This window comes from Oribacterium sp. P9 (genome assembly GCF_046365365.1).
Classification (GTDB): Bacteria; Bacillota; Clostridia; order Lachnospirales; family Lachnospiraceae; genus Oribacterium.
Window position 1 is genome coordinate 1 of the sequence record NZ_JBKEIS010000024.1, and the last position, 15612, is coordinate 15612.

A 15612-nucleotide genomic window follows, 5' to 3' on the forward strand; every position below is an offset into this window, starting at 1 on the left:
ATTGAACCACAGAATCAAAAAGAAAGGAAAATGTTGATTTAGCTTCTGGAATCATCATACAAGCGGAAGAATGAAAAAGATTTGCATAATAGGTAATCTCGGAAATGCGGGAAATGAAAACAATGGTCAAACAGTGAAAACGAAGACAATGATACGAGCATTAACTGAAAAGTACGGTGATATCGTTGTTGTAGCAGATACTAACAGGATTAACAACAATGGTTTCACAATTATAGTCAATGTTATCAGAGCAGTCTTTAAGGGAGACCTTATTGTTTTGGCAGTGTGCAATTTTGCTGTAAAACTTTTGGCATTGCCTGTGTATTTATTAGCAAAGTTACAGAAAAAGAAAATCGTGTATGTGCTAATTGGCGGATGGCTAGGCAAGTATGTTTCTACACATAAGATAACAAAATGGGCATTAAAAAAATATGATGTAATATTCGCTGAGACAAAAGTTACTGGGAAAGCGTTGCTTGAACAGGGGTTTGCAAATATTCAGTATTTGGATAATTGCAAATATCTGAAGAAACAAAAGAAGGTACCAGATAATAACCCGAAAGAAGTACATTTTTGCACACTTTCAAGAGTTGTCCCTGAGAAAGGCATTGAGGATGCGATTGAGGCGATTTGTGAGGCAGATAGTCGTATAAAAGAAGTTTCTTACTACTTGGATATTTATGGGGAGATTGAAGAAGCATATAAAGATGAGATTATTAAAATCATTCAAACCCATTCAAATAATATATCGTACAAGGGTGTTGTTAAGCCAGAGCAATGCCCCGAAATAATTAGTAAATATGACGCTCTTCTTTTTCCGACACGAGTTAAAACAGAAGGTATGCCTGGAACGGTTATTGATGCCATGTTCGCGGGTACCCCAGTAATTGCTGTTGATTGGAACGCTTGTAGAGAAGTGATTTCAGATGGAGTTAACGGATTAATATATTCCTGGGATAATAGAGAACTCACTGAGTTGCTTTGCAAACCCAACTTAAAACAAGCTTTACGAAACATGCAAGAGAATTGTTTTTCTGTAGCGGACAGGTTTACACCAGAAATTGCAATGAAGCCCCTTTTTGACTTATACGATGAAAAGGCGATAAAGGTTATACATATTAAAGACTTGTAAGATTAGCATATGATAAAGCAGATAAACAATGTATGTTTGACAATATGCACATATTTCACACGTTCAATGAAATATTAGGTAATTATAAGTGGCAACTTTTTCTTTGGCGTTTTCAAAGAAGAGAGTCTATAAGAAGAGTAGGTAAAGAATAGTGAATATTAAAGTCAATATAAATAAATTAATGCTTGCGACAATAGGCAAAATTCTCCCACTCCATAGACATCCGGGGGGGGGTATCGCCAATCGTGTCCGCGTTTTCTTTGCCAAGGGAATTGCTAAAAGTATAGGCGAAGGATGTAATATCGAGCGAGGTGCTGAAATTCAAGAGGATTGTGTTCTTGGTGATCACACTGGTATTGGCCCTAATTCTTTAGTTCAACAGGGAACCATATTTAAAGGTTACTGCATGATGGGACCAAATGTGCACATCTATACAACGGGGCATAAGTATGACAAAGACTCACACAAGTTTGATGGGATGACTGAAGTAAAACCAGTAACTATCGGGAAAAATGTGTGGATTGGTTATGGCGTGATTATTTTACCGGGAGTAACAATAGGCGATAACACCATCATTGGTGCTGGCAGTGTTGTTTCAAAGAGCATTCCAAGTGGTGTAATGGCTGCTGGTAACCCGTGCATTGTCAAAAAAGTAATTGATGAAGAAATACATAATTCAGAATTTAAGACTTAGAGAACTTTGCATTGTAAGTCTTTTGCAGTTGTAATGAAAGTATGTATTAGACAGTTTACGAAAATTGGAGAGATATATGAAAAGGATTTTGTGTATTTTATCATGTATGAATGCTGGTGGTGCAGAAACTTTTTTAATGAAAATATATAGACAAATTGACAGAGCAAAGTATCAGATGGATTTTTGTGTCAATATAAATGAAGAAGGTTACTATGACAAAGAGATAATCCAAATGGGTGGAAGAATCTTTCACATACCAGCGAAATCTGATAATCTCAAAGAATTTAAAAAGCAACTTTCAGCTATTATAAAAGATGAACACTATGAATCGGTTCTTAGAATAACATCAAACACAATGGGGTTTTTGGATTTAAAAGTAGCAAAAAAAGCCGGTGCAAAAATATGTGCAGCAAGATCGAGTAATTCTAATGATCCAGCTGGAATAAAAGCAAAAATTGCGCACCGACTAGGAAGAATTTTGTATGGGAAATATGTTGATATAAAAATTGCTCCTTCTGACTTGGCTGCAATATATACATTTGGAGAACAGGCATATAAAAATGGAGAGGTTAAAATACTACATAATGCGTTAGACCTAAATGTATATAAGTTCAATCCAGAAGATAGAAGAAAGATAAGAAAAGAATTTGGCATAAAAGAATCAGAGATTTTGTGTGGGCATGTAGGTCGTTTTTCAGTACAAAAGAATCATGATTTTCTAATTGATGTATTCTCCGAATTAAGCAAAAACCATTCAAACTATAAATTGCTGCTTGTTGGAAAGGGAGAGCTTGAAGGTAAAATTAGAGATAAGTGCGTAGAAAAAGATTTGCAGGATAAAGTGATTTTTGCTGGTATAAGATCTGATATACCTGCCATATTGTCTGCAATGGATGTTTTTGTCTTTCCTTCATTGTATGAAGGCATGCCTAATACTGTCATTGAAGCGCAATCATGTGGTTTACCTTGTATTGTTTCCGATACAATTACAAAAGAAGTAAATATTTGCGGGCAAGTTACTTTTCTGCCAATATCAAAAACTGATTTTTGGACAGAATCTATTATTAATACCGAGATGTATAGGAGAACACAAAAAGGTCTAGATGGTTATGACATCAACACTATAGCAAAACAGTTTATAGAATTATTGATATAAGGAGCGATGCTATGAAACTGCAAAGTATATATAAATTTATATTTAATTATAAATATCGAGAAATGGTAAAATGTAATCTTGGTTTTTACGACTCCATGGAAGATGAGAAATACTTAAGAAAATTGTATAAACTAAAAACTGGATTGGAGCTTAATCTAGATAGTCCAAAGAGATTTAATGAAAAACTTCAATGGCTGAAACTATACGATAGAAATGATATTTACACAGTGATGGTAGATAAATTTCTCGTAAAAGAGTATGTAGATAAATTAATTGGTGAAGGTCATACAGCAAAAACAATTGGTGTGTATGATTGTTTCGAGGACATCGATTTTGATTCTTTACCCGAAAAATTTGTTATTAAAACAACACATGGTTGTGGTGGAATGTATATTCATAGGGGTGGAGAAATTAACAAAAAAATGGCCAGAAAAAAAGTCATGTCTACATTCAGCAAAAATTACTATTTCCATACAAGAGAATGGCCGTACAAAGGTGTTAAACCAAGAATCTTAATCGAAGAATATCTTCAAAATGAAGATGAAGAAAACTTAACAGTGTATAAAGTACTATGTTTTGAGGGTCAAGCAAGAATAATCCAAGTAATTCAAGATGACAAGACACCAAATGAATCAATAGACTATTTTGACACCGAATGGAATTTACTTGATTTAAAGCAGAATTATCCAAATTCACAAAACCACATAAAGAGACCAGATCAATTAGAAGAAATTCTAAGATTATCGAATATTTGTAGCAATGGAATTCATTTTCTTAGAACAGATTGGTATGTAGTTAATGGCAAGATATACTTCTCTGAATTCACTTTCTTTAGTGACGCTGGACTAGAAAAATTCTACCCAGATAGCTGGGATGAAGTCCTCGGTGATTGGATAAATCTAACGAGATAGAGGGGAAAAAATGCGGATTGCCATTAAGAAAATAAATATAGATAAACTGTTGGTTTTTATATATTGTGTAAGTGCAATTACATTCATTACATTCACCTGGGGTCGTTATTTAATGATAGCAGCTGTTGGATTGCTTTTTTTTAGGATGGCACTATCTAACAGGTTAATCATAACACGAAAAGATTTCCCATTTTTAAATTCTGGTTTATTGTTTATTTGCTTTTGTTATTTAAGTACCATTTGGGCGGAAAATCGTACATATGCGCTCGAGATGAGTAATACTATTTGTCAGGTATTTGTCTGCACATTTGTTATCTATATGTATTTTTCTCAAACTTGTGAAATCAGATCATTAATAAAAATTATTATGTTTTCTGGTTATGTATATGCATTTGTAGTTTTCTCGGATTATGGATTTACAGACATATTTAGAATTGCTTCAGACTCAATGATGAGAGAAGGAAGTAAGTATGGGAATTTGAATTATATTGGCATGATTATGTCGATAAATATTTTAATTTCAGCTTATGATGCAATATGCGAAAAAAAACATACATATCATCTATTAGCTGTATTATCTCTTATTATTTTGGCAGCTACGCAATCTAGAACAGCATTGATAAGTTTAGTTGCTGGAATATGTATTATCATATACATGAACTTAAAAAGGGAAGATAATCAAAAAGTTATACTAAACAGGATAGTATTAATGATTTTTCTGATTTGTGTTGGATTAATTGTTCTTCAAAATACAAGTTTTTTTACTGGAATTAATCAAAGGATGTTTGAACTTATTGGCACACTAAGCGGAAAAGGTGGAGATGATTCCTCTGGGATTAGAGTTATTCTAATGAAAATAGGCCTTGAACAATTCATGCAGACACCAATTTTGGGTATAGGTATCAATAACTCAAAATTAGTTTCACTCAGATATGTAGGGCACGCATATTACTTACACAATAATTATATAGAAATGCTTGTCAATGGGGGAATAATTGGTTTTTTGATTTATTATTCCTTCTACATGAAAATAGGAATCGGTATATTTCGGAACAGATTTTCTCAGAATAAAGAAATAATTCTGTTTACCGCTATTTGGTTTGCCCTACTTCTAATGGATGTGGGAACCGTGTCATATTACGCGAAAGATATTTATATCTATTTTGCTTTATTATTTGCAGGATTATCAAATATAAATATTGAAAGCAATTATTATGCAGACAATTAAGAATCGTAGGTGATAAGAAATGAATAAAATGCTAACCGTAGTGATACCTTCTTATAATACTTTTCAGTTCATGGATAATTCTCTAAATACAATGATCTGTGTCGATAATATTGAAAAGATAGAGATTCTCTTAGTCGATGATGGTTCACAAGATTCAACTCTGGAAAAGGCGAGGGATTGGGAGAACAAATTTCCAAGTATTATAAAGGTAATACACAAAGAGAATGGTGGGCATGGTTCTGTAATTAATCGTGGTATAAAAGAGGCAAAAGGAAAGTATATCAAGATAATCGATGGGGATGATTATGTCGACAGCAACCAGTTCTCGCTTTTTATAGAGGAATTGGAAAAAATCGATTCAGATGTAATCTTTTCACCTTTTACTAGGGTAAGTGCAATTGACAAATCAGAAATAGTAATTTACCCTTCAACTTCTTCAAAATTTGTAACAGGATGTATGTATGATGCTGATAAAGCGATTGGTTCAATGCGCGGAACGATACATTCATTGACATATAGAACTTCACTTTTACAAGAGCATTTTGATCAGATTAAAGTATCTGAAAAAGTCTTTTACGAAGATAATGAATATGATATGTATCCAATGTTATTTGCAAAAACAATATTCATAAGTGGCTGCAATGTTTACCAATATGTTGTTGACCAAGCCAATCAGAGTGTTAGTATGAGCAATTTATTAAGAAGAATTGATCAACAAATGCTAATCTTTAGTAAGTTAATCACATATTATGTTGATGCAGAAAGAAAAGATGCACTTAATGAACAGTATAAACAGTACTGTTCAAGAATTATCAGTAATGTTGCTGTAACAATATATAGTGTCATATTTAGCAAGCAGGATTACTCCAAACAGGATAAAGCATACTTAATTTCTTTAGACCAGGAGCTTAGAAAAAAAGTACCACTTGCATTTTGTTATATGAATGTATTTAAAAGAATAAGAATCATCAGAGCTTTTAGGTATAGTCCCATTATTACTAAAATAATAAGAAGCATTTGATGTAACGATAATGAACTATATTGTGTGTCAATGACTAAATCATCGTATTTTAGTGAGGTATTTAAATGTATGATTATTTGATAGTTGGAACTGGCCTATTTGGAGCAACGCTAGCACAAAAACTACATGAAGTTGGGAAAAGAGTACTTATAATTGATAAAAGAAATAATGTTGGTGGAAATGTCTATACAGAGAAAGTAGAAGGGATCAACGTCCACAAGTATGGTGCACATATCTTCCACACCAACAACCAGAAGGTATGGGATTATATCACCCAGTTTGCAACCTTCAATCGCTTTACCAACTCCCCGGTTGCTAATTATAAAGGAGAACTTTATTCTCTGCCTTTTAACATGTATACCTTCAATAAAATGTGGGGAGTTGTTACGCCAGAAGAGGCAGCAGCGAAGATAGAAGAACAAAGAAAAGAGATTAGTGGAGAACCAAAGAATCTGGAAGAGCAGGCCATTTCGCTCGTTGGCAGAGATATCTATGAGAAGTTGATCAAAGGATATACCGAGAAGCAGTGGGGAAGAAATTGCAAGGACCTACCATCTTTTATCATAAAGCGTCTTCCTGTTCGGCTTACTTATGATAATAATTACTTCAATGCTCTTTATCAAGGCATTCCGGTTGGTGGTTACACCAAAATGGTGGCTAACATGTTAGAAGGCGTTGAAGTTAAACTTGGAGAAGATTACCTGAAGGATAAAAATAAATGGGATGGTATGGCAAAGAAAGTGGTCTATACAGGTCCTATTGATGCTTATTTTGATTATTGCCTTGGTACTTTAGAGTATCGTTCTGTTCGCTTCGAAACAGAAGTGCTGGACAAGCCAAACTTCCAGGGTAATGCTGCTGTCAATTACACAGACAGGGAGACGCTTTGGACGAGAATCATCGAGCACAAGTGGTTCGAGTTTGGTAAGGATGAAAATGGAAATGACCTTCCGAAGACAGTGATAAGCAGGGAATACAGCTCCGAGTGGAAGCCTGGAGATGAACCATACTATCCGGTCAATGATGAGAAGAATGGTGAATTGTATAAGAAGTACAAAGAATTGGCAGATAAAGAAGAACACGTAATCTTCGGCGGAAGACTTGGAGAATATAAGTACTATGATATGGATCAGGTTATTTTCTCAGCAATAAAACTATTTGAAGGTATAAAAAGGTAAATTATGATGAGCGATAAACCATTGATTTCGGTTGTAATACCGATTTATAATGTTGAAGATTATATAAATAAATGCGTTGAAAGCGTAAGAAATCAAACATTTTCTAATATCGAAATAGTCTTAGTTGATGACGGTTCTATAGATAAAAGCGGTCTTATTTGCGATTCTCTAGCGAAAGAGGACAGCAGGATTTCTGTCTATCATAAGCACAATGGTGGCTTATCTGACGCAAGAAACTACGGTATATCAAAATCAAATGGAGAGTACATTACTTTTGTTGATGGTGATGATAGTTTACATTTGAAAGCATTGGAAACTATGTATGATGCCGCTACTAAAGAAAACTGCGCAATCGTGATCGGTGGGCTTTATATTGAATACGATGACGGACATATTGAAAAAGAAGAACCACTTTGTAGCGATTATGTTAAGCGTACAAATAGAGAATCATTGGCAATGATTTTTTCGGGGAAAGGTTACTCAGCTTGTGGAAAGCTGTATAGAACATATTTATTTGAGGATACACAATTTCCTGTAGGAAAGCTTGATGAAGATTTTGCAACAATTTATAAACTAATTGCTAAAACAAAATATGTCGCATTTATACCAGAGTATGTTTATTATTATTATAAGCGTCAAGGAAGTATAACTAAATCTGCGTTCAATGTTAAAAAAATGGACTTCTTTTATAACGCAGAGAGTGTGTATTTAGAATATCAAAATGATGCTTACTTGGGAAATATTGCGCGTGCTTATCTTTGTACAAGAATAGATCGTACAATGCACCTAATTGTGTTTGATGAAAACAGAGAAATGTATTCATCTGAATTAATGTTGTTGACTAAAAAAATGAGAGAGCAGTTCTTATTTATTTTGACAAGCAATATAATCTCATTAAAAGATAAGATTGTATATTTTTCTGAAATGATTAGCCCCTTTATTTTTGCAATATATAAAAAGCTGTAATATTTCAACTTGTAATCGAAGTGTATTTAGAAAAATGACATTATGAACTCCAGGAAACTAATTTGATACATTTCGCTTTAATTGGCTAATTAGTAAAATTTTGCGTTTCTAACTTTTTCGGATAATTGTACAAACATTATACCGTGAATGAAGCAAGACTGTTTTATATTATATTTTGTTAAATGAGTAGAGAGGAAAACAATGGGGGATAACAATTCGATTAGAACTAAAGCATTAACAAGTACAATATGGAAATTCATGGAACGAATTGGAGCACAACTCGTCTCGATGATTGTTTCTATAATACTCGCAAGAATTTTAACACCTGATGATTATAGCGTTGTGAGTTTAGTTGCCATATTTTTTGCTTTTGCGAATGTCTTTATTTCGGGAGGCTTAAATACAGCATTAATTCAAAAAAAAGAAGCTGATGAAGAAGACTATTCCACGATACTTTATTTTAGTATATTTATATCACTGGTTATATATGGTGCTCTGTTCCTTTTGGCTCCATTTATTGCTGATATATATAATAAAAGTATTTTAGTTATTGTTATTCGGGTCATGGGCATATCGCTACCGGTAACTGCTGTTAAATCTATTTGGTGTGCATATATATCTTCCAATCTACAGTTTAAAAAATTCTTTTTCTCAACATTAGGCGGTACAATCTTTTCGGCTGTAATCGGAATTGCATTGGCATTGAATGGTGCAGGCGTGTGGGCGCTAGTTGCACAGCAGATGAGTAATACATTTATTGATACATTTATACTTATTTGTACTACTCGTATTCATTTAACTTTTAAGTTTTCGTTACAGAAATTCAAGACTTTATTTGCATATGGGTGGAAGATTTTTGTTTCTTCGATTATTGGTACAATATATACACAAATCATACCATTGATTATTGGTGTGAAATACTCTACATCAGACTTGTCTTTTTATACAAAGGGGAAAAGTTTTCCTGAATTGATTTCAACTACATCAACGAATACGTTGGCTGCAGTTATGTTCCCTACTATGTCTAAATATCAGGATGATAGAAAAAAGTTGCTTCGGTTAACACGTTTGTTCATAAGGATTTCCTCTTTTATCGCATTTCCATTAATGCTTGGTTTTTTTGCAATTTCTGAAAACTTTGTAAGGGTAGTATTAACAGATAAATGGCTTCCAGCGGTACCTTATATTAAGATATTTTGCGTGGCAAATATGTTTGAAATGGTGCATATTGGAAATTGTGAAACAATTAAGGCGATGGGAAGAAGCGACATTTATTTAGTAATGGAGATTATAAAAAAATCTTGCTATCTTGCAACTATTTTTGCTTTTCTATTGTTCTCAAAAACACCAGTAGAACTGGCACTGGCATTTATCTGTTGTACCTGTATAGCTTTAATTGTAAATTCTATTCCAAATAGAAAGTTACTGGGCTACACATTCTTAAATCAGATAGAAGATTTGCTCCCTAATTTAGTCACAGCGATTATTATGAGTTTTGCTGTTCAATTAGTGGGACAAACTCCAATCAATTTGCTTTGGAAATTGGTGTTGCAAGTGGTTGTTGGTATGCTTGTTTACGTTTTAGAAAATGCTGTGATAAAAAGTCCAAATTTGAAATATTTGATAGAAATGATGAAGGAGATTTTACCCCATGGTAAAGCGTGTAATTAATGCGTTAATCAGACGATGTATTTTGGTAGCAGGCTTATTTATACCAATAAAAAAGAATCGAATTTTGTGCTCATCGTATTTCGGAAGAGGATACAGTGACAACCTGAAATATATTTGTGACGAATTGCTGGATGAGAATGTTGAAATCTTTTGGATTGTGAAAAATGATTCCGAAGCAAAAACGCTACCAGATAAAATTAAACCAGTTAAATATGGTTCGTTTAAAAGCCTATATTACATAATAACTTCGGGTATATGGCTTAACAATTGTAGGTTTGATTTTTTTTATAAGAAAAAAGAACAGTTTTATATTCAAACTTGGCATGGAGGAGCTCAGAAAAAAATTGAAGCTGATGTTGAAGATAAACTTCCTGAATGGTATGTTGAAATGGCAAAGAAAGATGCGAAGCATACAGATTTGATGATCTCTGAAAGCTCTTTTATGACAAAACTGTATCAAGATTCCTTTTGGTATAAAGGACCGGTTTATGAGTGTGGCTACCCGAGATATGACATTCTTATGAAAGATAATCCTTCAATCAAAACTAAGGTGTATGAATATTATGGCCTCCCATTAGATAAAGAAATTGTTTTATACGCGCCAACATTCAGGTCGGATCATTCCTTTGATGCATATAATATTGACTTTGATAGATTGCTTGAAGCATTGAAAAAAAGGTTTAATAAAGAGTTCGTTGTACTTGTGCACTTGCATCCAAATGTTGCAAATATCGAAGGGGTTATAGCTTACAACGAAAAAGTAATCAATTCCACATTCTATCCAGATACGCAGGAGTTGCTTGCCTGCTCCGCAGTTTTAATTGGTGATTATTCTTCGATTAATTATGATTTTAGTATCACGGGAAAACCTGTGTTCAGATATGCTAATGATCTGGAAAAATATAAGCAAGATCGTGACTTGTATTTCGATTTTGGGGATTATCCATTTCCATTTGCTACAAATAATGATGATTTAATAAAAATTGTATGTAATTTTGATTCGGAAGAGTACAATAGAGATTTACAATATTTCTTTAATCAAATTGGTGTCATTAAGAACCCAAATTCATCTAAAGATATTGCGAAGTTGATATTGGATATATCCAAATACAAAAAAGACGATTTCATAGAAAAAAATAGAACGAAATTCGTGTATAAACATGGAAACAACAAATAAACAAAGTCACCTAGCAACTACTAATAATGAGGTCAATATGAATGAACAATATCATAGAGAAAAATCAAAAAAATCAATGGGGGGTGTACTGAAAAGATATCCTTGATCAGTGTAATCTGCTGTATTGCAGTTGTATATATGCACTTGTGCGGGTTTCACGGCACCCAACCACAACTAACCCCGAACTGGATATTATCGCTGATAATTGAAAAAGGCTTTGTTTTTGCTGTGCCAGTGTTTTTTATGATTAGTGGCACTACACTTTTAGACTACACAGATAGATATGATGATATCACCTTCTTTAAGAAAAGAATTAATAAAGTTGTGATACCGTGGATTGCATGGAGTTTCATCTCGTTTTTATACTGCTTTATATTTAATAGAGATGAAATAGGGTCTCTTAATCTCTTGGATATATTCGATGGAATAATCAATAATAAATATAGAAGTATTTATTGGTTCTTTCCTGTGCTCATTTCAGTATATCTATGCATTCCACTGTTTGCGAACATCGATAGAAACAGAAGAAGAGTTTTAGAGTACTTGGTGTTAGCTGGTTTTATTTTCAATATTGTTCTGTCTGATTTGGGGAAAATACTAAATATCAATATACCAATTAGTGTCCCGGTTGTTGCAGAATATTTGATTTATGTCCTCGTAGGCTGGTTGATTTTTTATCATCAGGAAGCATATAAAAGACTTTACCCTGTAATCTATTTTACTGGGTTATCTGCTCTTCTTATACAATTGATCGGAACAGCAGTGCTTAGCTTAAGTAGCGGCGTAGAAAGTAGAGTATTTAGAGATAGTAATAGCTTGAATTTTTTGTATTCGTTGTGCATTTGGTCAGTATGTGTGAACTATGGTGATTTTGTAATAAAAAATAAAATCGTTCGGAAAATAGTTGATATGCTCAAAAAGTATACTCTATCTATTTATCTGATTCATCAATTTGCAAACAATTTAGTGCAAAAAGTATTTGAGTTTTGTGGTGTAATCGTTGAAGGAACAATCCTTTATCAACTGTTTGGACCAATACTGGCGATTATGATAAGCGTACTTGTTGCACGAATTCTTCGACAAATTCCATATTTAAGAAGAATAGTGCCTTGATATTTCCTGATCTCCCTGACTCAGAATGTGAATAATCTCTTATCTTAATTCGGTAAAATACTCTATCTATCTTTACTGCTTCAAAACATGTGATGGAAATAATGCTTTACCCATTGGTAATAAATGCATTATTACAATATGCGAGGATCAGCATAATGAAAACTACACTACTTATAATGGCCGCTGGCATCGGCTCAAGATTTGGAACAGGAATCAAGCAGTTAGCAAAAGTCGATTCCAATTCTCATATCATTATGGATTACTCCATCCACGATGCCATTGAAGCCGGATTTAACAAAATCATATTTATAATAAGAAGAGATATTGAAAAAGAGTTTAAAGAAGTAATAGGGGATAGGATTGAAAAGATCTGTGCTGAGAACAATGTCAAGGTCGCTTATGCTTATCAGTCCCTTTCCTCTATACCAGAACTCAATGAAACAACGAAAGAACAAATAAAGGATCGAACCAAACCATGGGGAACCGGGCAGGCGGTATTAGCAGCGAAAGACCTGATTTCCACACCGTTTGCTGTAATCAATGCAGATGATTACTATGGCAAGGAAGCGTACAGAGCCATGCATGAATGGTTGGTGCAGGAACACGAATCCAGTGCCTATGCGATGGCCGGATTTATTCTCAAGAATACGCTTTCCGATAACGGCGGCGTAACTCGTGGTGTGTGCAAAGTTGAAGATGGCCACACGCATGTGACTGATGTTGTGGAAACCAAGAATATTGTGAAAGCTAATGGTGGAGCCGAAGCGGATGGTAAGAGTTTAGATCCGGAGTCTTTCGTGTCAATGAATTTCTGGGGCTTCCCTGGAAATCCACCGGAGTTTCTGAAAGTGTTGGAGGAAGGATTTGTAGAGTTCTTCAATAACACAGTTCCGAGTAATCCACTCAAGTCTGAGTACTTACTCCCGACAATCATCGGTGGCATGCTCAGGGAAGGATCATGCACGGTTAGAGCTCTTCCAACGAACGATACTTGGTACGGTATGACTTACAAGGAAGATGTGGCAGCAGTACAAGAAGCATTTGCTGAACTACTGAAAGAGGGAAAGTATAAAGAAGATTTGTTTTCGGATTTGTGACCTCCCACAACCCTTATGACCTAAATTCCTTCTCATCCCCTGTGTTTTCTTCTTTTCGTCCACACCTACTTTTATTTCTTTTATTTCTTTTTTTCTTGTGTGCCCTTTCCTTTTCTACCAGAAAAGCTTTTTCTGGCCGCCTTTTCTGCTTTTTTGGAAAAGTAGATGGATGGGGGGAGAAGAAGAAATAGAAGAAAAGAGAAAAAAGAAAAACACACCGGAAGGTGCGGAAAAAGCACCACAAAAAATAAAAGAAAAGAACCACAGAAGATGATGGGAAAGAAAAGAGAAGGAGAAGTGGAAGAGTAGTAAAAAAGAAAAAAGGAGAATTAACAATCCTCCATCATCTTCCATATCTGTTCTCTTACTTCTGGATGATTCCATAGCCATTGAGCCATTTTCTCATTGAGTGGAAAATACTTCTTTTCCTCATCGCCATACAGCAACCATTCCACACCTACTTCCAAGGCTTCTACTATATCCACAGCTCTTTTCTCGGTCAGATTACTTTCCCCATTTTCTATCAGGCACAATTGAGAATCGGATAGACCAACAAGATCTGATAACTCCTTCAGAGTGAGTCCTTTTTCCATTCTCATCTGCTTTAATCGGTTTCCAACCTGTTTCTTTTTCTCTTCCGGACTCACTACACTTACTGCTTCATCAATATCTATTTCTCCAGTGAAGAAAGAAGGATTGACGTGGAAGGTGCCACACACCTTAAGCAGAAACTCATCACTAAGTACAACCTTTCCAGCTTCTATTCTTGCCATCTGTGATGGGGAAATGTCGAGTGCTTTTGCAAAAGATGCTCTGGAAAGGCCGAGTTTATTTTTGAGTTCAACTATTTTCTTGTTCATGCTTTTCTCTCTTCTCTAGTCCAACTATCATAACACACCAAACCAAAAATAGAAGAAAAGAAGAACCAAAAATGGAAGAAGAGAAGAACCTAAAATAGAAGAAAAGAAGAAGCAAAAATAGAAGAAGAGAAGAACCAAAAATAGAAAAGAACAAACCACAGAAAACAAGAAAACACACCACACCAAACCAAGGTGTGGGAAGAAGAAAATAATGGTATGGGAAGGGTGTGATTTGTGTGGATATTGCTTTACAGTTAATTGATTTGAGAAATAAGCTTGGTATGTCCAGGACTTCATTTGCAAAGTCAATCGGAATAACAGAAACTCATATGAAGCGATTCGAGACTGGTGTAGCTGTCCCAAAAGAAAAACATATCAATACAATCTGTGAGAAATATCATATTAATCCCGCATATTTTACAGGAGAAATCGGTATTGATGAGGCTATAACTGAAATGCCAGAAGATGACAGGAAAAATGCCGGAAAGAGATTAAAACAGATTCGACTTGAGAGAGGAATGACAATAAAAGAATTCTCCTCCTTGATAAACATTTCATACACTCATTTATATATGGTTGAGACAGGAAATAATCCTTTAAGTGAAAAAATGGCAGGTGAAATTGCAGAAAAACTGCATATTGGTGTTGACTGGTTATTGTATGGAAACGAGAAAACCAAGGAATATCCTGTGAACGCGAAAATGGTGAAATGGCTCAAAGAACATCCTGAAAAAAGGATGATAATAGAACAGTGGATGGAAGAAGAAAAGAAATAAAAGGTGGAAAAGCCACCAAAATAAGAATAGAATAGAAGAGACCACCAGAAGCTGGTTGGTTGATAATGTCAAGGCAAGGGGGCAACCCCTGCTTTTTTTATTTCATCTTTTCCCAAATCCTCTCCCGTTCTTCAGGATGGGTTTTCAACCACTCTATCATTTTTCCATTTACCGGAAAATACTTCTTTTCCTGATCACCGTATAAAATCCAATCTACGCCAACTTCAAGAGCATCGGCTATCTTCCTGGCCTTGTCTTCCGTCAGCTTATTCTTTTCAGCCATGATATCAGATAGGCGGGTGGTGCTTATGCCGGACAGCAAGGATAATTCCTTATTCGTCTTTATTCCTCTCTCATTCATCATATCTCTGATACGTTCAACCCTCTGATGATTGTATCCGGAATAATCGACTGCATCCTCTAGTGTCATAGTACCTTTGAAATATTCCTTATCTACGTTAAAGGCCTGGCATATATCCTTTATATGGCTTTCTGTAAGTGTACCACCGTTTTCATACCAGTATATTGTGGTTGGTACTACTCCCAGCATCGCACTGAAATCTTTTATGGTAAGCGCTCAGTGTCAGTGCGGCTAGTTTGATACTTTTGAAAATGCCATAATCATGGAAAAC

Annotated in this window: 16 protein-coding genes; 14 read left to right on the forward strand and 2 right to left on the reverse strand. The window is 34.7% G+C overall.

What is annotated here, in order from left to right:
• Nucleotides 1-148 precede the first annotated feature (148 nt).
• From ACK8P7_RS10175 to ACK8P7_RS10235, 13 genes are all read left to right on the forward strand, one after another.
• Entirely contained in the window at nucleotides 149-1132 is a 984-nt protein-coding gene (locus ACK8P7_RS10175) for a glycosyltransferase family 4 protein (RefSeq protein ID WP_410044098.1), read from the forward strand.
• A 151-nt stretch (nucleotides 1133-1283) separates the two neighbouring features.
• Nucleotides 1284-1826, forward strand: coding sequence for a DapH/DapD/GlmU-related protein (locus ACK8P7_RS10180; RefSeq protein WP_410044099.1), 543 nt, complete (start codon nucleotides 1284-1286; stop codon nucleotides 1824-1826).
• 76 nt (nucleotides 1827-1902) lie between these two features.
• Nucleotides 1903-2982, forward strand: coding sequence for a glycosyltransferase family 1 protein (locus tag ACK8P7_RS10185; protein WP_410044100.1), 1080 nt, complete (start codon nucleotides 1903-1905; stop codon nucleotides 2980-2982).
• 11 nt (nucleotides 2983-2993) lie between these two features.
• Entirely contained in the window at nucleotides 2994-3893 is a 900-nt protein-coding gene (locus ACK8P7_RS10190) for an ATP-grasp fold amidoligase family protein (protein WP_410044101.1), read from the forward strand.
• Nucleotides 3894-4164: 271 nt separating this feature from the next.
• On the forward strand, nucleotides 4165-5121 hold the full coding sequence (locus tag ACK8P7_RS10195) for an O-antigen ligase family protein (RefSeq protein WP_410044102.1): 957 nt from the start codon (nucleotides 4165-4167) through the stop codon (nucleotides 5119-5121).
• A 19-nt stretch (nucleotides 5122-5140) separates the two neighbouring features.
• The gene (locus ACK8P7_RS10200) at nucleotides 5141-6142 is read left to right on the forward strand and encodes a glycosyltransferase family 2 protein (protein ID WP_410044103.1); all 1002 of its coding nucleotides are present in this window, start codon (nucleotides 5141-5143) and stop codon (nucleotides 6140-6142) included.
• Nucleotides 6143-6207: 65 nt separating this feature from the next.
• The gene (glf, locus tag ACK8P7_RS10205) at nucleotides 6208-7320 is read left to right on the forward strand and encodes a UDP-galactopyranose mutase (protein WP_410044104.1); all 1113 of its coding nucleotides are present in this window, start codon (nucleotides 6208-6210) and stop codon (nucleotides 7318-7320) included.
• 3 nt (nucleotides 7321-7323) lie between these two features.
• Nucleotides 7324-8286, forward strand: a complete 963-nt coding sequence (locus ACK8P7_RS10210) for a glycosyltransferase family 2 protein (RefSeq protein ID WP_410044105.1) — start codon at nucleotides 7324-7326, stop codon at nucleotides 8284-8286.
• A gap of 201 nt (nucleotides 8287-8487) precedes the next feature.
• Complete coding sequence (locus ACK8P7_RS10215; RefSeq protein WP_410044106.1) at nucleotides 8488-9957, forward strand: lipopolysaccharide biosynthesis protein; 1470 nt, start codon at nucleotides 8488-8490, stop codon at nucleotides 9955-9957.
• Complete coding sequence (locus tag ACK8P7_RS10220) at nucleotides 9938-11134, forward strand: CDP-glycerol glycerophosphotransferase family protein (RefSeq protein ID WP_410044107.1); 1197 nt, start codon at nucleotides 9938-9940, stop codon at nucleotides 11132-11134. The genes ACK8P7_RS10215 and ACK8P7_RS10220 overlap by 20 nt, the downstream gene beginning before the upstream one ends.
• Nucleotides 11118-11240 carry a hypothetical protein gene (locus ACK8P7_RS10225; RefSeq protein WP_410044108.1) on the forward strand — a complete coding sequence of 41 codons (123 nt, stop codon included), beginning with the start codon at nucleotides 11118-11120 and terminating at the stop codon, nucleotides 11238-11240. Before ACK8P7_RS10220 ends, ACK8P7_RS10225 begins: the two co-directional genes overlap by 17 nt.
• On the forward strand, nucleotides 11237-12247 hold the full coding sequence (locus tag ACK8P7_RS10230) for an acyltransferase (protein WP_410044109.1): 1011 nt from the start codon (nucleotides 11237-11239) through the stop codon (nucleotides 12245-12247). The genes ACK8P7_RS10225 and ACK8P7_RS10230 overlap by 4 nt, the downstream gene beginning before the upstream one ends.
• A 155-nt stretch (nucleotides 12248-12402) precedes the next feature.
• Nucleotides 12403-13344: a sugar phosphate nucleotidyltransferase gene (locus ACK8P7_RS10235; RefSeq protein WP_410044110.1), complete on the forward strand. Its 942-nt coding sequence runs from the start codon at nucleotides 12403-12405 to the stop codon at nucleotides 13342-13344.
• Nucleotides 13345-13673: 329 nt separating this feature from the next.
• Here the strand turns inward: ACK8P7_RS10235 and ACK8P7_RS10240 are convergent, their stop codons facing one another.
• Nucleotides 13674-14204, reverse strand: a complete 531-nt coding sequence (locus ACK8P7_RS10240; RefSeq protein WP_410044111.1) for a helix-turn-helix domain-containing protein — start codon at nucleotides 14202-14204, stop codon at nucleotides 13674-13676.
• Between the two features lie 236 nt (nucleotides 14205-14440).
• Here ACK8P7_RS10240 and ACK8P7_RS10245 point away from each other — a divergent pair, with 236 nt between their 5' ends.
• Entirely contained in the window at nucleotides 14441-14980 is a 540-nt protein-coding gene (locus tag ACK8P7_RS10245; protein ID WP_410044112.1) for a helix-turn-helix domain-containing protein, read from the forward strand.
• Between the two features lie 97 nt (nucleotides 14981-15077).
• On the opposite strand, the gene ACK8P7_RS10250 is transcribed toward ACK8P7_RS10245, so the two are convergent.
• Complete coding sequence (locus ACK8P7_RS10250) at nucleotides 15078-15548, reverse strand: helix-turn-helix transcriptional regulator (protein ID WP_410044113.1); 471 nt, start codon at nucleotides 15546-15548, stop codon at nucleotides 15078-15080.
• Nucleotides 15549-15612: the final 64 nt, after the last annotated feature.

Bases quoted from the DNA above. Each gene is read 5' to 3' on its own strand.
- ACK8P7_RS10215 (WP_410044106.1), top strand. From the start codon at position 8,488: ATGGGGGATAACAATTCGATTAGAACTAAAGCATTAACAAGTACAATA.
- ACK8P7_RS10190 (WP_410044101.1), top strand. From the start codon at position 2,994: ATGAAACTGCAAAGTATATATAAATTTATATTTAATTATAAATATCGA.
- ACK8P7_RS10185 (WP_410044100.1), top strand. From the start codon at position 1,903: ATGAAAAGGATTTTGTGTATTTTATCATGTATGAATGCTGGTGGTGCA.
- ACK8P7_RS10175 (WP_410044098.1), top strand. From the start codon at position 149: ATGATACGAGCATTAACTGAAAAGTACGGTGATATCGTTGTTGTAGCA.
- ACK8P7_RS10235 (WP_410044110.1), top strand. From the start codon at position 12,403: ATGAAAACTACACTACTTATAATGGCCGCTGGCATCGGCTCAAGATTT.
- ACK8P7_RS10210 (WP_410044105.1), top strand. From the start codon at position 7,324: ATGATGAGCGATAAACCATTGATTTCGGTTGTAATACCGATTTATAAT.
- ACK8P7_RS10195 (WP_410044102.1), top strand. From the start codon at position 4,165: ATGAGTAATACTATTTGTCAGGTATTTGTCTGCACATTTGTTATCTAT.
- ACK8P7_RS10220 (WP_410044107.1), top strand. From the start codon at position 9,938: ATGGTAAAGCGTGTAATTAATGCGTTAATCAGACGATGTATTTTGGTA.
- ACK8P7_RS10225 (WP_410044108.1), top strand. From the start codon at position 11,118: ATGGAAACAACAAATAAACAAAGTCACCTAGCAACTACTAATAATGAG.
- glf (WP_410044104.1), top strand. From the start codon at position 6,208: ATGTATGATTATTTGATAGTTGGAACTGGCCTATTTGGAGCAACGCTA.
- ACK8P7_RS10200 (WP_410044103.1), top strand. From the start codon at position 5,141: ATGAATAAAATGCTAACCGTAGTGATACCTTCTTATAATACTTTTCAG.
- ACK8P7_RS10240 (WP_410044111.1), bottom strand. From the start codon at position 14,204: ATGAACAAGAAAATAGTTGAACTCAAAAATAAACTCGGCCTTTCCAGA.